Here is a 20056-nt window from a genome sequence, read left to right as displayed (position 1 = left end):
AATGTACGCGTCATGTGTGCGGCAGGATCGTCGGGCTATCGTCAGCCAAGCGCGTCGTGGCCACAGCAGCAGTTGCGGGCATACACCAGGTATAAAGCATGAAACTTCTCGTCGTCGAAGACGAAAGCAAGACCGCTGATTATGTCCGCCAAGGCTTGATGGAAGCCGGGTTCGTCGTGGATCTCGCCCGCACTGGGCTGGACGGCCACCACATGGCGATGACGGAGACCTACGACCTGATCATCCTGGATGTCATGTTGCCGGACATCGACGGGCGCCGGATCCTGAGTTCCGTGCGGGCTGCGGGCAACCAGGTCCCGGTGCTGTTTCTGACCGCGCTGTCGGACGTGGACGATCGCGTCCAGGGACTTGAACTGGGCGCAGACGACTATCTGGTCAAACCCTTCGTCTTTGCCGAGTTGCTGGCTCGCGTGAGGAGCCTCCTGCGCCGTGGTGCGTTGCCCACCCACCACGACCGGATGCAGGTGATGGATCTGGAGCTGGACCTGCCTCGGCGGCGGGCGATCCGGGCGGGCAAGCGCATCAACCTGACCAACAAGGAGTTCGCACTGCTGGAACTGCTGGTGCGGCGGCAAGGGGAAGTACTGCCCCGTTCGCTGATCGCATCCCAGGTCTGGGACATGAACTTCGACAGCGACACGAACGTCATCGATGTGGCGATACGACGCCTGCGCGCCAAGATCGATGACGACTTCGAGCCCAAGCTCATCCATACCGTTCGGGGCATGGGATACACGCTGGATGTCCCGGATGACGAGTGAAAAGAAACTGCTTTCTCGGCGACCGGTCTCGCTCGCATGGCGTGTCACCTGGCTGGTAGGCGTCGCCATGCTGCTGGTCTTCCTGGTCTTCAACTGGATCAGCGTCAGGTCCCTCGACCTGCATTTTGCTGAGATGGATGAGGAAGAGCTGAGCGTCATCTCCAGATCGGTTATCAAAGCCTTGGGAGAAATGACGTTGGAGCAGGACGTGCAGGCGCTCCAGCGGGCCGTACGTGGACACCACGGCGTCTACTACTTTGTTGCCGACTCCTCGGGAAGAACGTTGTACGCACCGGAGGAAGGCCCTGACCTTGGCTACTTCGTTGAGCTCCAGGATCCAATTCGTCTGGGGGCAGGTCAGCGGATGACGGTGTGGCAGGAGGCTGGGAAGCATTACCGCGGGGCCGTGTTGCGGGTTGGCGCCGACCGGCAACTGGACGAGGATTACACGATCGCCGTTGCGATGGACATCGGCGTGCACCTGGGCTTCATTCGGGACTTCAAGCGCATCCAGTGGTGGACCATCCTGGTCGTCATGTGCCTGGCGATCCTGGTGGCCTGGATCGCGGTGCGATGGGGTCACATCCCTATCAGGAAAGCCAATGAAAAGATCCGGGCGATCACGTCATCGCGGCTACACGTCAGGCTCGATCCCGGTGAGGTTCCCATCGAGTTGGAGGAGACCATCGCTTCCTTCAATTCAATGTTGGGCCGGATTGAGGACGGCTACGCCCAGCTGGCCAATGTGTCCGCCGACATCGCCCATGAACTGCGGACGCCCGTCACCAACCTGACGACGCAGACCGAAGTCGCCGTCGGGCAGGCCCGGTCGGCCGAAGAGTACCGGGAGATCCTCTACTCCAACCTGGAGGAGTTGGGTCGACTGAGTCGCATGATCAACGACATGCTGTTCCTGGCACAGACAGAGAACTCCCCGGAGAACATCCGGGTGGAGGAGCTGGATGTTGCGGAGACTGTCCGGGGTCTGTTCGAGTACTTCGATGCCTGGGTGGAAGAGCGCGGCGTATCACTGGAATTGCTCGGCACATCGGCGCGGATCCATGCGGACAAGGAAATGCTCCGCAGGGCGCTCAGCAACCTGCTCTCCAACGCGATCCGCTATACGCCGGCGGGCAAGACCGTGACGGTGCAAATCGATCAGGGCAGGGACGCCACGAGGATCCGCGTGGAAAACCCGGGTCAGAAGATCGATGCGAAAGACCTGGCGCACCTCTTCAGCCGCTTCTACCGCGCCGACCCTTCCAGGCAGCGCAAGGGTGAGGGGGCTGGCCTTGGGCTGGCAATCGTCAAGACGATTATTGACGCCCACGGGGGGGAGGTTTACGCGGAGTCGGATGACACCTCGACCCGGTTCTACATGGTTCTCCCGGCCCCGGATGGGGGAGGGCGCACTTAGACGGACCGCATTATTGATTCATCATATCCATCGCCTGACTTTGCGGCGATAGGCCTCGAAACGGTCACCGAACTTCGCGGCAAGAAGCCGTTCCTCCGGTTCAATCTGGTACTTGCCGAGGTACAAGACGTACATCGGCAGAACGAGGAAGGGCAGCAGGTTACCCAGGAACACAGCCCAGCCCGTCAGGACTACCAGCAACCCGAGGTACATCGGGTTACGGGTGAACCTGAAGATTCCGGTATCCGCCAGGGAAGACGAGCGTTGTGGATCGCGAGGGTCAACGGTCGTCCCGTGTCGCCGAAATTCGGTGATGCCGGCGCCAATGCAAACAGCTCCAATCACCGCTAACACCACCGCCGGCACTGCACGGGCCGGAATGTCGATCGCAGCGCCTGGGAACGCGTAGGCCATCCCGGCCATCAGCGCTGCTGCGACGAAAACCACCAGTGGTGGAGGAATTTTGAGCTGCAGTGACTCCATGGGTTCACGGGTCGCGGAACAACGCGTGACAGGAATAGCAGGAGTTGAGCGTGTCGCCGATAGCCAATGCCATTGCGGGAACGTCGTCCGCGCGGCTTGCGTCGATCATTGCCTCAAGCTGGTGGTGAAAGGCGTCGTCCATCGCAAGGAAAGCGGAGAGCTGGTCGCTGTTATAGGGAAGTACATAGCTCCCGTCCTCTATCGCGGCCTCGGTGGCGTGCTTGGCCGCGTCCAGCTGGTGGAGCTCATCAGCGATGTGGCTGACTTCACCATCGCCAACTCCGCGTACGGCGTTTTCAAGGACCGTGGTCAGGAGCTGCATCTCGATCTGGACGACGTTGAGCTCGACTGCGCTCGTCTCGCCCTCTGTGGGCGCTGGGGCTTCGACGCTTTCGGCCACTTGCTGTGCAGGAGGCTCGGCGGTACAACCCGCAGCGAGCAGCAGGATCGACACTGTCAGTGAAATCAAACGGATCATGATGTGGTCCTCGGCTGGCAAGGGGGTGGCACCCGCGAATCAATCAAAGCGATGCGTGCGCATTGCATGCTAGCAGGAGTATCCGGGGCGCGAGGTCCCGGGCCTGGGCACACGACAGTACCTTTTTTCGCAAGCACACCGGGCTTGCAGCCACCCTGTTCTGGGAGGCCTGCTTCGTGGAATTGTATAACTGGCCACCGGGAGGCTAGGATTACGGGATGACCCAGCTTCACCGTCGCCAGCCTTGGTTTCGAGCAGTCCTGCTGGGCCTGTTCGCGCTGTGCATGGTGATGCAGCCGGTGCTCGCGGCGACCGGCGACGTTCACGAGATGCTTGACCATCCGGAACAGGTCGCGCTGCATCTTGATGGCTCCGGACACCATGACGCGCCAGAGCCCCATGACGGTGAACCTGCAGAAATCCTGCACGCGTTGCTTCACGTCGCGCACTGCTGCGGGCAGACCGTCAGTTTTGACACGATGAGCCTGGGAACCCATTGGGCTCCCGCGAACGACGCACGCTCATTCGATGTCGCGTCTGCGCCCACGCTGTCGATGCGACGCGGCGCTCCGTTCCGACCTCCGATCCAAGCGTAAGGCGCGACTGGCCGACTGGCCACCCGTCAACCTTCTGCTTTCCTCGGAGAACTCCCATGCAATTGCGACTCATGGCCTTGGCCGTGTGCGTCGCGGCGCTTGCCGTGGCCTGGCCGGCGGTCGCCGCCGACCCCATGACCCTGGACGATGCATTCGAGCGCGTCGCCCGATCCCATCCTGACCTGCGCCTGTTCGGCCCACGAAGCGACGCCTTCGCGGCCGAACTTGATCGAGCGTCATTGCGCCCGGCGTACGTGGTCGGCGGCGACATCGAGAACGCACTTGGCACGGGCGATGCCAGCGGCCTGGGTGGTGCCGAACTGACCTTGACGCTTGCGTCCGTGTTCGAGCGCGGCGGCAAGCTCGACGCCCGTCGCACGCTGGCGCAGAGCCGGATCGATGCTTTGGCCGTTGAACGCGAGTCGCGCCGGCTGGATCTGCTGGCCGAAGTCGCGCGACGCTATCTGGCGGCAGTTGCCGCGCGGCAGCAGTCCGCCATCGCGCAGCTCGACATCGAGCAACGCCAGCGCACGGTGGCCGCTGCCCGGCAGCGGCACCAGGCGGGCGCATCACCGGAATCGGTACTCCTGACCGCGCAGGCAGCTCTGGCGCGCGCCGAGCTGGATCAGGCGCGCAGCGAACAGCAGGGTGTCTCCGCGCGCCAGCATCTGGCGGCAATGTGGGGCGAACAGGCGCCTGATTTCGAAGTGGTGCAGGGGGACGCGCTGCAGCTGGCGAACGTGCCGGACTTCGCCACGCTGGCGCGATGGCTGGAACGCAACCCCAGCTGGCAAGTTTTGCGGATGCGCGACGCATCGGCGAGGCCAGGCTGCAGCTGGCGCGTACCGAGGGCACGGCGGATGTGGACTGGCAGGTCGGCGTGCGCCGCCTGCAGGGGACCGACGACTTCGGTCTGACCGCGGGCATTTCGATCCCGCTGGGTTCGTCAGGCCGCGCACGACCCGGCATTCGTGCTGCCGAGGCGGAGCTGGCCGCGCTGGAGATCGAACGCGAAGCCGCTGGGCTGTCGCTGTACTCGACGCTCGCCGAGGCCCACGGGCGCTATCGCGTCGCACAGTTGGAGGTGTCCCGCATCGGCGAGGAAGTGCTGCCGATGCTGGAGCGTGCGGAAGCCGCATCGGCCCGTGCCTACCGGGAAGGTGCCGCGAGCTACCTGGAGTGGGCAACGCTCCTGGCCGAGCGCACCGCGGCCTTGCGCCAACAGCTCGATGCGGCCTTTGAAGGGCAGCGTGCGCTCATCGAAATCCAGAGGCTGACCGGCCAGGCGTTCGTCGCCGGCCCGGCGCCATCCACTGAAGGAACAACCCCATGATGCCTGCTTCCACATTTCGACCCCTGGTTGCCGCTCTCGCGCTCGCGTTGTTGCTTGCGGCATGTGGTGCCGACCACGATGCCAACGACGGCCACGGCCATTCCGGGGAGGACGGACACGCCGAGGACGAGGACGCCGCCAGAGGCGAGCACGGAGGGCGCCTGCTGGAGCAGGACGGCTACACGGTCGAGCTGGCGATCGCCGAGGACGGCACGCCGCCCCGGTACCAGGCCTGGCTTTACCGCGATGGCAAGCCATTGCCGGCCCGCGAGGGCAGCGTTGGGGTGAATCTCGAGCGCTTGGGCAACGTGGATGAGCAGCACGTGCTTGAGCCGCAGCCCGATGGCAGCCTGATGGCCACGAGTATCGTCGGCGAGCCGCATTCGTTCGATGTCGAGGTGCGGGCCACGATCGACGGTCAGCCGCTGCACTGGACCTATCCCAGCTACGAAGGCCGTACCGAAATCGCCGCGGCCGTTGCCGAGCAGTCCGGGATCAGGGTCGCACCGGCAGGCCCCGGCATCATCGCCGACGAGCACGAAGTCCAGGGCTTGCTGACGCCCGTCGAAGGGCGCGTGGCCAGCGTGAGCGCGCGCTTCCCCGGTCCGATCCGCAGCCTGCGCGCCAACGTCGGCGACGCGGTCCGGGCAGGACAGCCCCTGGCGACCATCGAGAGCAACCTGAGCCTGAGCACCTACACCGTCAACAGTCCGATCGCCGGCGTGGTGACTGAACGCAACGGCGCCGTCGGCAGCGTCGCGGAGAACGCGGCCCTGTTTGAGGTCGTCGATCTTTCCGAGCTGTGGGTCGACCTACATATCTTCGGCTCCGACGCCCAGCACATCCGCCCCGGCGTGCCGGTCACGGTGACCCGGCTCAGCGACGGCACCACTGTGGAGACGACGCTGGAGCGCGTGCTGCCCGGGACCGCCACGGCCAGCCAGAGCACCGTGGCCCGAGCCACGATCGACAACCGCGACGGCGAATGGCGACCCGGCAGCGCCGTCAAGGCGCGTATCACCGTGGACCGCGAGCCGGTCGAACTGATGGTGCCCCTGGCCGCGCTGCAGACGTTCCGCGGCTGGGACGTGGTGTTCGTACAGGTCGGTGATATCTACGAGATACGGCCGGTGGAGCTGGGCAAGCGCGATGGTGAACGGGTGCAGATCCTGTCCGGACTGGAGCAGGGCGCACAGGTGGTCGTCGAACAGAGCTACCTGGTGAAGGCCGACATCGAGAAGTCGGGGGCCTCCCATGACCACTGACAAACGCGGCGCACTCGAGGGCATCATCCGCTTCGCCATCGCGCACCGCTGGCTGATGCTGGCGTTGACGCTGGTGCTGGTGGGAGTCGGCATCTGGAGCTTCACCAAGCTCCCCATTGACGCCACCCCGGATATCACCAACGTCCAGGTCCAGATCAACACCGAGGCATCCGGCTACTCGCCCCTGGAGGCGGAGCAGCGCGTGACATTCCCGATCGAGACTGCGATCGCCGGGCTACCGGGCCTGGACTACACGCGATCGATCTCGCGCTACGGGCTGTCGCAGGTCACCGTGGTGTTCGAAGACGGCACCGACCTGTACTTCGCGCGCCAGCTGGTGGGCGAACGGCTGCAGGAGGTGTCATCGCAGTTGCCGGATGGCATCGATCCATCGATGGGACCCATCGCCACGGGCCTGGGCGAAATCTTCATGTACACGGTGGAAGCCGATCCCGAAGCGCGCAAGGACGACGGTACGCCGTGGACTGCAACCGACCTGCGCACCCTGCAGGACTGGGTGATCCGCCCGCAGATGCGCAACACGCCGGGCGTGACGGAGGTGAACACCATCGGCGGATACGCGCGACAGATCCACATCACGCCCGATCCGGCGAGGCTGGTCGCAGTCGGCCTGACCCTGCACGACGTGGTGACCGCGGTCGCGGCCAACAACGAGAACATCGGCGCCGGCTACATCGAGCGCAATGGGCAGCAGTTCCTGGTGCGCGTGCCGGGCCAGGTGTCCGGGCTCGACGAGATTCGCGAGATCGTGCTCGATCGTCGCGGCGGCGTGCCGATCCGCGTGGGCGACGTCGCCACGGTCGGCGAGGGTCCGGAGCTGCGCAGCGGGGCGGCGACCCAGAACGGGCGCGAAGTCGTGCTCGGCACGGTAATGATGCTGGTGGGTTCCAACAGCCGCGAGGTCGCGCAGGAAGCGGCCGCAAAGCTCCAGGACGCGACTCTCAGCCTGCCGGCAGGTGTCTCCGCCAATCCGGTCTACGACCGCACGGCGCTGGTCGACCGCACCATCGCCACGGTGTCCAAGAACCTGGTGGAAGGCGCCCTGCTGGTCATCGTGGTGCTGTTCCTGCTGCTGGGAAACTTCAGGGCGGCGCTGATCACCGCCGCGGTGATCCCGTTGGCGATGCTTTTCACTGTCTTCGGCATGGTCCGCGGTGGCGTCTCGGGCAACCTGATGAGCCTGGGCGCGTTGGATTTCGGCCTGATCGTCGACGGCGCGGTGATCATCATCGAGAACTGCCTGCGCCGGTTCGGTGAGATGCAGCACCGGCTGGGCCGGGTGATGAATGAAAAGGAACGTCACGACGTGGCCGCCTCGGCGACCGCCGAGGTGATCCGGCCCAGCCTGTTCGGCCTGGCCATCATCACCGCTGTCTACCTGCCGATCTTCGCGCTCACGGGGATCGAGGGAAAGATGTTCCATCCGATGGCGATCACGGTGGTGCTGGCGCTGAGCGGGGCGATGATGCTGTCGCTGACCTTCGTGCCAGCGGCCGTGGCGGTGTTCCTGGGCAGCCGCGTGGAGGAGAAGGAAAACCGCCTCATGCAGTGGACCAAGCGCCTCTACGCCCCGGCGCTGGACTGGTCGCTGCGCCACCGCAACATCGTGGTGGGAAGTGCGCTCGTGTTGGTGATCGCCTGCGGCTTGTTGGCCACGCGCCTGGGCACCGAATTCATCCCGGACCTGGATGAAGGCGACATCGCACTACATGCGCTGCGCATTCCGGGAACGGGACTGGACCAGGCGGTACAGATGCAGATCACCCTGGAAGACCGGATCGCGCAATTCCCCGAGGTCGAACGCGTCTACAGCAAGATCGGCACGGCGGAGGTCGCCTCCGACCCGATGCCGCCATCAGTCGCGGACACGTTCCTGATCATGAAACCACGGGACCAATGGCCGGATCCCCGCAAGTCGAAGGCCGCGCTGATCGCGGAGATGGAGGCCGCGGTCACGCAACTGCCCGGCAACAACTACGAGTTCACCCAGCCCATCCAGATGCGGATGAACGAGTTGATCTCGGGCGTACGCGCGGAGGTTGCGATCAAGGTGTTCGGCGACGACCTGGACACGCTGGTCGAGGTTGGGGAGCAGATCACCGAAGTTGCCGAGTCGGTCGGTGGCGCCGCGGACGTGGCGCTGGAGCAGACCACCGGGCTGCCGATGCTCACGGTGACACCGGATCGGGTGGCGCTGGCGCGCTATGGCCTGAACCCGGGCACGGTGCAGGACACCGTGGCCACGGCCGTCGGCGGCCAGGTCGCCAGCCAGTTGTTCGAAGGGGACCGGCGTTTCGACATCGTGGTCCGTCTGCCCGAGCACCTGCGTCAGGATCCGGCCGCGTTGGCCGACCTGCCGATTCCCCTGCCTGCGGAGTTCAGCGCCGACGAGTCGGGACGCCGTGCCACTTGGCAAGCCGGCGCTCCGCGCACGGTGCCGCTGCGCGAGGTCGCCAGCATCGAGACCGTCACCGGCCCGAACCAGATCAACCGCGAGAACGGCAAGCGCCGCGTGGTGGTGACGGCAAACGTGCGTGATCGTGACCTGGGCAGCTTCGTGGAGGAGTTGCAGGATCGTGTGGTGGCCGAAGTTGAGCTTCCGACCGGCTACTGGATCGACTACGGCGGCACGTTTGAGCAGATGATCTCGGCCAGCCAGCGCCTGTCGCTCGTCGTTCCGGTAACGCTGGCCGGAATCTTCGCATTGCTGTTCATGGCCTTTGGCACGGCCAGGGACGCGGCGATCGTGTTCACTGGCGTGCCGCTGGCGCTGACCGGAGGCGTGCTTGCGCTTGCGCTGCGGGGCATTCCGCTTTCGATCTCCGCCGGTGTCGGTTTCATAGCCCTCTCGGGTGTCGCCGTGCTCAACGGACTGGTCATGATCACCTTCATACGCAAGCTGCGGGAGCAAGGCGTAGCGCTGGACACTGCAGTGGTGCAGGGTGCATTGACCCGTCTGCGACCGGTGTTGATGACGGCGCTGGTCGCATCACTGGGGTTCGTTCCGATGGCATTCAACATAGGAGCGGGTTCGGAGATCCAGCGGCCGCTGGCAACCGTGGTGATCGGCGGGATCACATCCTCGACGCTGCTTACGCTGCTGGTCCTGCCGGTGCTGTATCGCTGGATGCACAGGGCGGATGGGTGACCAGCCTGCTCGCCTATCGGGATCGGGGCTGATCTGAAGCGCCGTGTCGTCCGCTCAGCACGTCCAAGGTGGGGCAGGGGGTTCCGGCAGGAGCCTGGACACACCTGTCGAGCTGCTTTTCCAGATCGGCTTCCAACTTCCGCAGATCGGAAATGCGCCCACGGACATCGGCGAGCCTGCGCGCGGTGAGCAATTGCGTCTGCTCGCACGAAGAATTCCCAACCACCTGCTGGAGTGCCTGAACCTCCCTGAGGCTGAACCCCATGGCTTGGGCCCGACGGATGAACTGAAGTTGCCTCACCGCATCCGACCCGTAACGGCGGACGCTGCCTGCGGGACGCTCAGGTTCCGGAATCAATCCGCGGCGCTGGTAGTAGCGGACGGTTTCCACGTTCACGTTTGCGGCCGCTGCGAGCCGCCCGATGGTCAACGTCTGGGTATTCAATGGCCTTGACTCCGTACCATGGTACGGAAGTTAGTATAGCCCTCATGTCGCGTACGCACCCCAAATCTCCAGTCGTCGCCGTCGTTGCCGCTGGCCTCGCCACAATCGGAGCTTCGGTCTGCTGCGTGGTCCCGCTGGTGCTCGTGCTCATGGGGGTCAGCGGCGCCTGGATCAGCACTTTTACTGCGCTCGATCCCCTGAGGCCCTGGTTCAGCGCCGTCGCCATCCTGTCCCTGGTGGTGGCGTTCTGGATGCTGTATCGACCAGCAGTTCGGTGCGGCGTGGATGGCCACTGCGTCGAGCCCGGCACCCTGCGGCGCCGGCGGCGTTGGCTCTGGTTGGCGACAGCCGTCATCGCCCTGTTGCTGCTCTTTCCCTATTACATCGTCTGGATCCTGTAGGAGGACGCATGCGCAAGTGGATACTGACCCTGGTGGCTGCTTTTTCGCTCGGCGCAGCCCTGGCGGCCGCACCCGCGGCCGTGGTGGTGCTCGATGCCGAGAACATGACCTGTCCCGCCTGCGGCATCACCATCAAGAAGGCACTGGAGAAGGTGCCGGGCGTCACCGACACGAAGGTCGATACCCGAGCAGAAACCGTCACGGTGACGTTCGACTCGGGCCAAACGGATACATCCGCGATCGCGCATGCAGTCACGGAGGCCGGCTTCCCGGCGACGGCGCGGACAGACGGTGAGTAGCGTCGAGATCGAAAGCATCCTGACCTGTCCGGAATGCGGGCATCGGGCGAGCGAGACAATGCCCGTCACCGCGTGCCAGTTCTTCTACGAGTGCACTGGCTGTGGAGTGGTCCTGCGACCCAAGCAAGGCGACTGCTGCGTGTTCTGCTCGTTCGGAACAGTGCCATGTCCGCCAATCCAGCAACACAGTCCATGCTGCGGCTGATCTGCGAGTGACGCCACGGAACGAGTGAGTATCATGCGCCGGGGCATCTGAAGAACCAGCACATGTTCGAAATCCTGCGTAATCGCACGTTCCGTCGCCTGTTCGGCGCCCAGGTGGTTGCGCTGGTCGGCACCGGCCTGGCGACGGTCGCCCTTGCATTGCTGGCCTACGACCTCGCGGGTGACCAGGCAGGCTCGGTGCTCGGCACCGCGTTGGCCATCAAGATGGTCGTGTACGTGACCCTGTCACCGCTGGTGGGCGCCATCGTGCCGGCGCGATCACGTAAGGCGGTGCTGATTGCGCTTGACCTGGTCCGGGCCGGCGTCGCGTTGATGCTGCCATTCGTCACCGAGATCTGGCACATCTACGTGTTGATCGCGCTGCTGCAGTCCGCGTCCGCAGGCTTCACGCCGCTGTTCCAGGCGGTGATCCCGGATGTTCTTCCGGATGAACGTGATTACACCCGCGCTCTGTCCCTGTCGCGCCTCGCCTACGACCTGGAAAACCTGCTCAGCCCGGTGCTGGCTGCAGCCCTGCTGACGGTCATCAGTTTTCATGGCCTGTTTGCAGGGACGTCGGTGGGATTCGTCGCCTCGGCCCTGCTGGTCCTGGCAGCCACGTTTCCCGTGGTGCGTGCGGCGCATGCCGAGGGCGGTCCCTTCACCCGTGCGCTCCGCGGCATGCGCATCTACCTGCGCACGCCGCGACTGCGCGGCCTGCTTGCGCTGAACCTGGTCGCCGCGGCCGGCAGCGCCATGGTGCTGGTCAATACGGTCGTGATCGTGCGCGGCCCGCTGCAGGGAGGCGAGCGTGAGGTTGCCTGGGCGCTGGCGGCGTTTGGCGGCGGCTCGATGGTCGTAGCGCTGTTGCTGCCGAAGCTGCTTGATCGCCTCCGTGACCGGAGCATCATGCTCGCCGCCGCTGCGCTGATGACGGGCACGTTGTTCGTGGCGACCGGGCTTTGGACCGCCACGCAGGGAATGATCGGCTGGACGTTGCTTATCGTGCTGTGGTGCCTGCTGGGAGCGGCATATGCCGGCCTTGTCACCCCTGCAGGACGGCTGTTGCGAAGTTCCGCAGCGTCGGATGATCTTTCGTTTCTGTTCGCGGCGCAGTTCTCGCTGTCCCACGTTTGCTGGCTGCTGACCTATCCAATAGCGGGCTGGGTCGGGGCCAGCGTCGGGCTTGGCAGTGCGTTCGTCGCCCTCAGCGGTCTTGCAGTGCTAGGGCTGATCGTGGCCTGGCGCGTTTGGCCGCGCCACGATCCCGAAATGCTTGAACACAGCCATCCTGAGCTGCCCGAGGATCATCCGCACGTCATCCAGCACCAGACTCCGGATGGCAAACACGCGCATCCTTACATGATCGACGAGTATCACCTGCGCTGGCCGCAGTGAGCGGATGCTGCCCAAGCGAGTCACCTTCTGACCGATGCTGGGGCTAGGCGTCTATGCCGGACTGTTCGTGGTTGCCTTCGGGGCCGCGACGCTGCTGCCGCTGCAGTCGGAGGCGCTGCTTACTGGCCTGTTGTTGGCGGATTACGATCCGGCGTTGCTGATCGCCATTGCGAGCACCGGCAACGTACTCGGATCTACCGTGAACTGGGTCATCGGGCGTCAGGTAGAGCGTTTCAGGAATCGACGCTGGTTTCCGGTGTCAACGCCGATTGAATTCTGACCCACTTTGGCCCGTTATCGCCGATTGAAATCTGACCCACCCAGGCCCGTTCAAGTGGTGCTCTGCGGCCGGATGGTTCCGGCCTTTCTCTTGTCCTTCAGCCGGTAGCTGTCGCCGGTGATTTGCACGATGTGGGCATGGTGCAGCAGCCGGTCCAGCAGGGCCGCGGTCAGCGTGGCGTCGTCGGCCAGGGCGCCGGCCCACTGCGGGAACGGCAGGTTGCTGGTCAGGATCATGCTGCCGCGCTCGTAGCGCTTGGCGACGACGTTGAAGAACAGGGCGGCTTCTTCCCGTCCGAACGGCAGGTAGCCCAATTCGTCAACGATCAGCAGCCGTGGGCCCAGCACGGCGCGGTTGAAGTACTCGCGCAGCCGCCCCTGGCTGTTGGCCGATGCCAGTTGCAGCATCGGGTCGGCGGCGGTCAGGAACCGCGTCTTGATGCCGGCGTGCACGGCGCGCATCGCCAGTGCGATCGCCAGGTGCGTCTTGCCCACGCCCGACGGGCCCAGCAGCACCACGTTCTCGGCCCGCTCGATGAAGGCCAGGCTGGCCAGTTCCATCACCTGAGGCTTGGAGACACCGGCGGCGAAGCCGAAGTCGAACGCCTCCAGCGTCTTGACCGATGGCAGCGTGGCCAGCTTCTGCAGGGTCTGGCGGGTGCGCTCGGTGCGGGCGGCCATCTCGGCCTGCAGCGCCTGCTCCAGGAAATCCCCATAACTCGTCTCGTTGGCCACTGCATGCTGGGCCAGGGCCGGCCACTGGGCAGCGATCGCAGGCAGGCGAAGCTGATCGCACAACGCCTGCACCTTGTCGTGCTGCAGGTTCATGCCATCGCCTCCATCAGCTCGCCGTAGACCGACAGCGGGTGCTGGATCGAGGGGAACGGCAGCACCCGGGCGGTCGGCGGTGGGGGCAGCACCCGCGTCATCACGGTCTCTGGCAGCGGCTGCAGGTGCTGGCGCTCGTGCACCAGCAGGTCGCAGGGCCGGGCCTGGGTGGTGCCGTGGGTCCTCCGGTTGGCCACCTCGTCGAGCCAGCGGCGCGCCTCGCGGTTGGCGGTGTGCGCATCCAGCACCAGTCCGCCGCTGCGCAGTGTGGCCGCCAGCGGGACCACGAAGCTGCCCTTGAGGTAGCCGTTGAACCGCTCCACCTTGCCCTTGGTGCGGGCCCGGTAGGGCCGGCATACGCGCGGGGTGAAGGCGCACTGCTCGGCCAGGTCCAGCATCTGCGGGTTCCAGCGATGCTGGCCGGGGCCGTACACGTCGCGATCCAGCAGCACCGGCTTGGCGTTGTCGAACAGCACGTGCTGCGGCACGCCGCCGAAGTAGTCGAACGCACCGACCAGCCCGGCCTCCCATGCCGGGAAGCTCTCGTCATCGCCAAAGCGCACGTAGGTCGTGCGGCTGTAACCGAGCGTGGCCACGAAGGCGACAAGCCGGTCGCGGCCGCGTCGCACCGTGGTGAAGTTCGCCTGCATCTGCTCGCCCGGCGCCGTCTCGAAGCGCACCACCGGGTCGGCCGGCGCATGCCGCAGCGGTGCCATGAACGCCTTGAGCTGGCTGATGCCGCCGGTGTAGCCCTGCTCGGCCAGCTCGCGTAGCAACACCGTTGCCGGGATCACGTCCGGCTGGGCGGCCGCCAATCGTGCCCGGACGTAGTCCTCATACGGTGCCAGCTTGGTCGGCCGCCTGGGCCGCGGCGTGTACTTCGCCTGGGCGCCTCGCAGGTACCGCCGCACCGTGTTGCGCGACATCCCCAGTTCCCGGGCGATCTCCCGGATCCCCTTGCCCTGACGGGCCATCACTCTGACTTCCACTGCTTCCTCCTGGGTCAACATCCAGGCGGCCTCCAAAAGACCGCCATCCTCGCCCGGGTGGGTCAGATTTACATCGGCGCGGGTGGGTCAGTTTTACGTCGGCGGTGACATCCGGCAAATGAGGCACAGCTTGAACGTGCGCGGAGCTGGTACCAACGCTATGGAAAATGGTCACTGCTGCTCAGTTGGGTTCCAGTGATTGGCGATCCACTCACGCTCGTTGCTGGCGTCATGCGCGAGCGCCTTTCGACCTTCCTGGTACTTGTAACAATTGCCAAGGTGGGACGATACATCGCGGTCGCGGCACTGGTTCTCGGTGCGCGTTGACTTGCCTCCCTTCCGGGCTGGAGTTGGTGACGTCCGCCATGTCCGCGAAGGGGGGCATCGTAGAACCGGCGACCTTCAGCTATCCTATGACCTGCGGAGATGGCATTCCTCCGGCCCTGTTCTCAGGGCGAACCGCCGCCCTTGGCTGATGATGCCTGCTCACCCCGGAGATCAGGGGTGCGCAGGCGTTCGTCCCTGATCCTGACGTCTCGCACGCGCACTCTCCGGAACCACGGAGCGTCGCAAATGGATGGCATCTCAGCATTCGCTGTTTTTGTAGGGGCCGGCTTTGGAGCCTTGTTGCGGTGGGGCCTCGGTATCACATTGAACCCGCTGTTTCCCGACTTGCCGTTGGGCACGTTGGCCGCAAACGTACTGGGCGGACTGCTCATGGGCCTGGCGCTTGGCGTATTCGCACAGTTTGAGAGCTTGCCGGTTGCGTGGCGCCTTGCAGTCACCACCGGCTTCCTTGGCGGACTGACAACGTTTTCTGCCTACTCCGCAGAAGCGGCAAGCCTGCTGTTGCGCGCAGAATACCGCTGGGCGACCGTCCACCTCGTTACTCATGTGGTTGCGTCATTGCTGGCAACCTTGGCCGGTCTGGCAGCAACCCATGCGCTCTTCAAAGGCTCGGCGACTTCGCTCTGACTGGCTTGATCAACGTGTGTCCGCCGCCTCGAGGTCCAACAGGGCACGCACCGGATCTTCCAGGCTGGTCATGCCGGCGCGGCGCCCCACCTCCAGAGCCTCTTCCGGCGGCGCGCCGTTGCGCACGGCGATCATTGCCAGCAGCGCGCCGGCGCGGTTGCCGGAGGAGCAATGGAGCAGCACGGGTCCCGGTGCCTCGTCTATCCAGGCCTGCACCTGAGCAGCGTTGGCATCGGTGATGTCCTGGATTCCACCGACGTCGAGCTGGCGGTAAACCAAGCCAGCTGTGGCGACTTCCGATGCCTCGTCGCGTCCTCCCATCTCGTCGTCTGGACGCAGATTGATGACGGTGGTGACCCCGCTTGCGCGGATCGAAGCCCACTGGGAAGGCGTGGGTTGGCCGGAGGCGAACAGACCGCTGCGCACCGCCTGCAGGGGCACCTCTTCGGCTGCGTCAGCCGGCGCAGCGTCGACATGCCGGCTTGCTGAATCGACGGAGGCGCAGCCGGCCAGAAGCAGCGCGCCCAGGAGCGACCAGGTCAGCGCCTCGATTCGCCCTGAGATGCGGAATGAGCTGGATTTCATGCCTTTGATAGTGGGGCGTGCCGGTGAAGCCGCCATAAGGGTGGTCCGACCAGGTCGCTGCGGAGTAGGGCGCGTTATTCGGGGGTAGGGAAGGGCCAGCTCACGAATTCACGCGGACGAGCTCCGCGCCGGAAGCCTCCGCCAATGCGGCAACCGCCAGGTCACCCTTGCGCTCACTGTAGCGGCTTGTCAGGTAGTCGCTGCGGTCACGCACCAGCAGAGTGAATTTCACCAGCTCTTCCATCACGTCCACCACGCGGTCGTAGAGGGGTGAGGGCTTCATGCGTCCTTCGTCGTCGAACTCCTGCCAGGCCTTGGGCACGGAGGACTGGTTGGGGATGGTGACCATGCGCATCCAGCGGCCCAGCAAGCGGAGCGAGTTGACCACGTTGAATGATTGCGAGCCGCCGCTGACCTGCATCACCGCCAGGGTACGGCCTTGGGTCGGTCGCACGCCGCCTTCCTCCAGAGGAAGCCAATCGATCTGGTTCTTGAACACGGCTGTGAGGGTGCCATGGCGCTCTGGGCTCACCCACACGTGGCCTTCCGACCATAAGGAGAGCGCACGCAGTGCCTGCACCTTTGGATGATCCGGCTCGACGCTGCCTTGGATGGGCAGGCCGTGCGGATCGAAGACCCGGGTTTCGGCTCCAAAGTGGCGAAGCAAGCGCTCAGCTTCCAGCGCCAACTTACGGCTGTAGGATTCCGCCCGCAGCGAGCCGTAGAGGATCAGGATCCGCGGGCGGTGCGGGGAGCCGTCCACACCGAGGCTCTCAAGGCTGGGGCTGTCCACAGCCGAGCGGGTCAAGTTGGGTGAATCGGGGAGGGACATCGTTGCCTCTTGTCATTCAATTCGAGTATTTTAGAAAAATGGAACTGAATAGTGCAACCACAGCCCTTGCAGCCCTCGGCCAGCCGACGCGTCTGTCTGTTTTCCGTCTCCTCGTGGAGGCCGGTCCCCAAGGGCGCACGCCTGGGGAAATTGCCGAAGTGCTGTCGCTCCCAGGTGCAACCCTGTCGTTTCATCTCAAAGAGCTGACCGCGGCGGGATTGATCCAGGGCGAGGCGCATGGTCGGCACATCACCTACCGCGCCGACTTCGAGGCCATGAACGGCCTCATCGAATTCCTGACGCACAATTGCTGCGGGGGCGATCACAACCAGTGCCAGCCCGCGCCGGCTTCGCGACCGAAGTCGGCCAGAGCTTAAGCATGTTGGTCGCGCTTGGGATCTTCATCGTCACCATCGTGTTGGTGATCTGGCAGCCGAAAGGGCTCGGAGTAGGCTGGAGCGCGATGCTCGGCGCGGTCCTGGCGCTGATAACCGGCGTGGTGGCGGTCGCGGACATCCCCACGGTTTGGGGCATTGTCTGGAACGCCACCTTTACGTTCGTGGCGGTGATCATCATCAGCCTGGTGCTCGATGAAGCTGGCTTCTTCGAGTGGGCGGCGCTACACGTGGCGCGCTGGGGCAGGGGCAGCGGACGCAGGCTGTTCGTTTTCCTGGTGCTGCTGGGCGCGGCTGTAGCGGCCCTGTTTGCCAACGACGGTGCGGCACTGATCCTCACGCCGATCGTGATCGCAATGCTGTTGGCCCTTCGCTTCAGCCCGGCGGCCACGCTGGCGTTCGTCATGGCGGCTGGATTCATTGCCGACACCGCCAGCCTCCCTCTGGTGGTATCCAACTTGGTCAACATCGTCTCGGCGGACTATTTCGGCATCGGCTTTGCCGAATACGCCTCGGTCATGGTGCCGGTCAATTTCGTCTCCGTAGCTGCGACGCTGGCCATGCTGATGTGGTTCTTCCGCCGCGACATCCCGGTGAGCTACGACGCGACCCAGCTGAAGGATCCCCGATCGGCGATTGTGGACCCGACCACCTTCAAGGCCGGTTGGGCGGTGCTGGCACTCCTGCTGGTGGGGTTTCTGGGGCTGGAGAGATTCGGCGTGCCAATCAGCGCGGTAGCCGGAGCCGGGGCCCTGGTCCTGCTGGGCGTTGCAGCGAATGGCCATCTGATCCCGATCCGCAAGGTGGTCCGGGAAGCGCCATGGCAGATCGTGGTGTTCTCGCTGGGCATGTACCTGGTGGTCTTTGGATTGCGCAACCAGGGGCTGACCGACCATCTGGCGACCTTGCTCGACGGGTTCGCAGGTTATGGCCTGTGGGGCGCGACCCTCGGGACCGGCCTGCTGACCGCGGTGCTGTCCTCGGTGATGAACAACATGCCCACGGTGCTGGTGGGTGCGCTGTCCATCGATGCCAGTCAAGCGGAGGGCGCGGTGCGTGAGGCGATGATCTACGCCAACGTCATCGGCAGCGACCTGGGTCCCAAATTCACCCCGATTGGCAGCCTGGCCACGCTGCTCTGGCTGCACGTGCTGGCGCGCAAGAACATCAAGATCACCTGGGGCTACTACTTCCGAGTGGGCGTCGTCCTGACGCTTCCGGTCCTGCTGGTCACCTTGGCGGCCTTGGCCGTACGGCTGAGTCTTGGGTAAAGAGCCGTCCCGATCAACAGCTTCAATCGTCACTCTGCGACCACCTGAAATGCCGCTCCTGGATGCGGCGCTGACTCGAGGGGAACATCGTGAAGGACAAATACAACGTGCTGTTTGTGTGTACCGGCAACTCGGCGCGCAGCGTGATGGCCGAGACGTTGGCCAACCGCCTGGGTCACGGACGGTTGCGGGCGTACAGCGCCGGTAGCCATCCGGAAGGCCACGTCCACCCGTTGGCCATACAGGTGCTGGAAGCGACCGGTCTGCCAACGGATGGTTTGCGCAGCAAGAGCTGGGACGAGTTCAGCGCACCCGGCGCTCCCCGAATGGACCTGATCATCACGGTGTGCGACCGCGCGGCTGGCGAGGCCTGTCCACATTGGCTTGGGCATCCGGTCACCGCCCACTGGAGCATCCCCGACCCGTCAGCGGCCGCCGGCACGCGGGAGCACCAGCTCAATGCTTTCGGTGACGCCCTGCAGATGTTGCAGCAGCGGATTTCCCTGCTGCTGTCTCTCCAGCCTGAAGCCTGGGATCGCCTGGCGATCGAAGCGCTCCCGGACGGGGGCGAAACACCCTCGGCGACCTGAAACGCACCCCAAACTGCTCCTGGAGCATGAGTACATGACCCTCCGCGTTGGAATCAACGGCTTCGGCCGCATGGGCCGCCTCACCCTGCGCGCCGCCTGGAACGATCCGGACCTGCAGTTCGTGCAGGTGAACGACCCTGCCGGCGACCCGGACACGCTGGCCCATCTGCTGGCGTTCGACTCGGTCCACGGCCGGTGGGATCGCGAGATCGAGTCGGACGGCGACGCGCTGGTCATTGACGGCACGCGCATCCCGGTCACGCGCAACAGGGAACTGGCCGCCACCGACTGGTCCGGCTGCGATGTGGTGATCGAGGCCTCCGGCAAGTTCCGCAAGCCGGATGTGCTGCAGCCGTACCTGGATCAGGGGGTGGAACGCGTGGTCGTGACCGCGCCGATCAAGACAGCCGGCGCGCCGGACATCGTAATGGGCGTGAACCATCACCGCTTTGACCCGGCCCGGCACCGCATCGTTTCGGCTGCATCGTGCACCACCAATTGTCTGGCGCCGGTGGTCAAGGTGATCCACGAAGGCCTGGGTATCCGCCACGGCAGCCTGACCACGATCCACAGCCTGACCAACACCCAGACCATCGTCGACGCGCCCCACAAGGATCTGCGCCGGGCGCGCTCGTGTGGCAGCAGCCTGATCCCCACCTCCACCGGCTCGGCCACGGCGATTGCCGAGATCTTTCCGGAACTGCGGGGCCGGCTCGACGGACACGCCGTACGCGTGCCGCTGACCAACGCCTCGCTCACCGACTGCGTGTTCGAAGTCGAGCGGGCCGCCACCGTGGAGGAGGTCAACGCCCTGCTGAAAGCGGCTGCCGAGGGTGAGCTTGCCGGCATCCTGGGCTTTGAAACGCGCCCGCTGGTTTCGATCGACTACCAGACCGACCCGCGCTCAAGCATCGTCGATGCGCTGTCCACCATGGTCGTCAATGGTACCCACGTGAAGATCTACGCCTGGTACGACAACGAGTGGGGATACGTGCACCGGACCGCGGACCTTGTGCGGCTGGTCGGAAGTGCGGATCGCTGA

Annotated in this window: 22 protein-coding genes, 2 pseudogenes and 1 riboswitch; of the genes and pseudogenes, 17 read left to right on the top strand and 7 right to left on the bottom strand. The window is 64.9% G+C overall.

All coding sequences use genetic code 11. The features are described 5' to 3' along the window. The first annotated feature begins 98 nt into the window (after window positions 1–98). Together WCE59_RS01820 and WCE59_RS01815 are read left to right on the top strand one after the other, a co-directional pair. Entirely contained in the window at window positions 99–782 is a 684-nt protein-coding gene (locus WCE59_RS01820) for a heavy metal response regulator transcription factor (protein WP_343256983.1), read from the top strand. Continuing rightward, complete coding sequence (locus WCE59_RS01815; protein ID WP_343256982.1) at window positions 772–2199, top strand: Cu(+)/Ag(+) sensor histidine kinase; 1428 nt, start codon at window positions 772–774, stop codon at window positions 2197–2199. The genes WCE59_RS01820 and WCE59_RS01815 overlap by 11 nt, the downstream gene beginning before the upstream one ends. Before the next feature lie 21 nt (window positions 2200–2220). Here WCE59_RS01815 and WCE59_RS01810 read toward each other — a convergent pair whose 3' ends face one another. Then, entirely contained in the window at window positions 2221–2682 is a 462-nt protein-coding gene (locus WCE59_RS01810) for a methyltransferase family protein (protein WP_343256981.1), read from the bottom strand. A 4-nt stretch (window positions 2683–2686) separates the two neighbouring features. Further along, on the bottom strand, window positions 2687–3160 hold the full coding sequence (locus WCE59_RS01805) for a hypothetical protein (protein ID WP_343256980.1): 474 nt from the start codon (window positions 3158–3160) through the stop codon (window positions 2687–2689). Between the two features lie 218 nt (window positions 3161–3378). Here WCE59_RS01805 and WCE59_RS01800 point away from each other — a divergent pair, with 218 nt between their 5' ends. The 4 genes and pseudogenes from WCE59_RS01800 (at window position 3379) to WCE59_RS01785 (ending at window position 9523) form a co-directional block, all read left to right on the top strand. Then, window positions 3379–3756 carry a hypothetical protein gene (locus tag WCE59_RS01800; RefSeq protein ID WP_343256979.1) on the top strand — a complete coding sequence of 126 codons (378 nt, stop codon included), beginning with the start codon at window positions 3379–3381 and terminating at the stop codon, window positions 3754–3756. Between the two features lie 56 nt (window positions 3757–3812). Continuing rightward, window positions 3813–5089, top strand: a pseudogene (locus WCE59_RS01795) (TolC family protein). Further along, window positions 5089–6354 (top strand): efflux RND transporter periplasmic adaptor subunit, encoded by a 1266-nt coding sequence (locus WCE59_RS01790; RefSeq protein WP_343256978.1) that lies wholly within the window; start codon window positions 5089–5091, stop codon window positions 6352–6354. Before WCE59_RS01795 ends, WCE59_RS01790 begins: the two are co-directional and overlap by 1 nt. Continuing rightward, window positions 6344–9523 (top strand): efflux RND transporter permease subunit, encoded by a 3180-nt coding sequence (locus WCE59_RS01785; RefSeq protein ID WP_343256977.1) that lies wholly within the window; start codon window positions 6344–6346, stop codon window positions 9521–9523. Before WCE59_RS01790 ends, WCE59_RS01785 begins: the two co-directional genes overlap by 11 nt. Window positions 9524–9536: 13 nt before the next feature. On the opposite strand, the gene WCE59_RS01780 is transcribed toward WCE59_RS01785, so the two are convergent. Further along, on the bottom strand, window positions 9537–9968 hold the full coding sequence (locus tag WCE59_RS01780) for a MerR family transcriptional regulator (protein ID WP_343256976.1): 432 nt from the start codon (window positions 9966–9968) through the stop codon (window positions 9537–9539). Between the two features lie 44 nt (window positions 9969–10012). On the opposite strand from WCE59_RS01780, the gene WCE59_RS01775 reads away from it, so the two are divergent. The 5 genes from WCE59_RS01775 (at window position 10013) to WCE59_RS01755 (ending at window position 12550) form a co-directional block, all read left to right on the top strand. Next, window positions 10013–10369: a mercuric transporter MerT family protein gene (locus WCE59_RS01775; RefSeq protein WP_343256975.1), complete on the top strand. Its 357-nt coding sequence runs from the start codon at window positions 10013–10015 to the stop codon at window positions 10367–10369. Window positions 10370–10377: 8 nt separating this feature from the next. Then, window positions 10378–10668, top strand: coding sequence for a heavy-metal-associated domain-containing protein (locus WCE59_RS01770; RefSeq protein WP_343256974.1), 291 nt, complete (start codon window positions 10378–10380; stop codon window positions 10666–10668). Then, window positions 10661–10873, top strand: coding sequence for a GDCCVxC domain-containing (seleno)protein (locus WCE59_RS01765; RefSeq protein ID WP_343256973.1), 213 nt, complete (start codon window positions 10661–10663; stop codon window positions 10871–10873). Before WCE59_RS01770 ends, WCE59_RS01765 begins: the two co-directional genes overlap by 8 nt. Before the next feature lie 62 nt (window positions 10874–10935). Then, a complete protein-coding gene (locus WCE59_RS01760; RefSeq protein ID WP_343256972.1) occupies window positions 10936–12270 on the top strand; it encodes an MFS transporter in 1335 nt (444 codons plus the stop codon). A 34-nt stretch (window positions 12271–12304) separates the two neighbouring features. Continuing rightward, window positions 12305–12550 (top strand): YqaA family protein, encoded by a 246-nt coding sequence (locus tag WCE59_RS01755; RefSeq protein ID WP_343256971.1) that lies wholly within the window; start codon window positions 12305–12307, stop codon window positions 12548–12550. Window positions 12551–12600: 50 nt separating this feature from the next. On the opposite strand, the gene istB is transcribed toward WCE59_RS01755, so the two are convergent. Then, complete coding sequence (istB, locus tag WCE59_RS01750) at window positions 12601–13377, bottom strand: IS21-like element helper ATPase IstB (protein ID WP_343256970.1); 777 nt, start codon at window positions 13375–13377, stop codon at window positions 12601–12603. Then, window positions 13374–14387 (bottom strand): IS21 family transposase, encoded by a 1014-nt coding sequence (gene istA, locus WCE59_RS01745; protein ID WP_343256969.1) that lies wholly within the window; start codon window positions 14385–14387, stop codon window positions 13374–13376. Before istA ends, istB begins: the two co-directional genes overlap by 4 nt. A gap of 90 nt (window positions 14388–14477) precedes the next feature. On the opposite strand from istA, the pseudogene WCE59_RS01740 reads away from it, so the two are divergent. After that, window positions 14478–14693 (top strand): annotated as a pseudogene (locus WCE59_RS01740) (YqaA family protein); the annotation flags it as partial. An 86-nt stretch (window positions 14694–14779) separates the two neighbouring features. Next, window positions 14780–14858: riboswitch (Fluoride riboswitch) on the top strand. A gap of 81 nt (window positions 14859–14939) precedes the next feature. Then, window positions 14940–15341, top strand: coding sequence for a fluoride efflux transporter CrcB (gene crcB, locus WCE59_RS01735; protein ID WP_343256968.1), 402 nt, complete (start codon window positions 14940–14942; stop codon window positions 15339–15341). 9 nt (window positions 15342–15350) lie between these two features. Here crcB and WCE59_RS01730 read toward each other — a convergent pair whose 3' ends face one another. Then, window positions 15351–15926 carry a beta-lactamase hydrolase domain-containing protein gene (locus WCE59_RS01730; RefSeq protein WP_343256967.1) on the bottom strand — a complete coding sequence of 192 codons (576 nt, stop codon included), beginning with the start codon at window positions 15924–15926 and terminating at the stop codon, window positions 15351–15353. A 100-nt stretch (window positions 15927–16026) separates the two neighbouring features. Beyond that, the gene (arsH, locus tag WCE59_RS01725) at window positions 16027–16758 is read right to left on the bottom strand and encodes an arsenical resistance protein ArsH (protein WP_343256966.1); all 732 of its coding nucleotides are present in this window, start codon (window positions 16756–16758) and stop codon (window positions 16027–16029) included. A 38-nt stretch (window positions 16759–16796) separates the two neighbouring features. On the opposite strand from arsH, the gene WCE59_RS01720 reads away from it, so the two are divergent. The 4 genes from WCE59_RS01720 (at window position 16797) to WCE59_RS01705 (ending at window position 20056) form a co-directional block, all read left to right on the top strand. Next, complete coding sequence (locus tag WCE59_RS01720) at window positions 16797–17135, top strand: ArsR/SmtB family transcription factor (protein WP_343256965.1); 339 nt, start codon at window positions 16797–16799, stop codon at window positions 17133–17135. Between the two features lie 2 nt (window positions 17136–17137). Beyond that, window positions 17138–18424 (top strand): arsenic transporter, encoded by a 1287-nt coding sequence (locus tag WCE59_RS01715; protein ID WP_343256964.1) that lies wholly within the window; start codon window positions 17138–17140, stop codon window positions 18422–18424. A gap of 89 nt (window positions 18425–18513) precedes the next feature. Next, complete coding sequence (locus tag WCE59_RS01710; RefSeq protein ID WP_449284074.1) at window positions 18514–19014, top strand: arsenate reductase ArsC; 501 nt, start codon at window positions 18514–18516, stop codon at window positions 19012–19014. Window positions 19015–19048: 34 nt separating this feature from the next. After that, window positions 19049–20056, top strand: a complete 1008-nt coding sequence (locus WCE59_RS01705; protein ID WP_343256963.1) for an ArsJ-associated glyceraldehyde-3-phosphate dehydrogenase — start codon at window positions 19049–19051, stop codon at window positions 20054–20056.

The organism is Luteimonas qiangzhengi (assembly GCF_039548515.1).
GTDB lineage: Bacteria > Pseudomonadota > Gammaproteobacteria > Xanthomonadales > Xanthomonadaceae > Luteimonas.
This window is presented reverse-complemented; position numbering and strand designations above follow the sequence as displayed.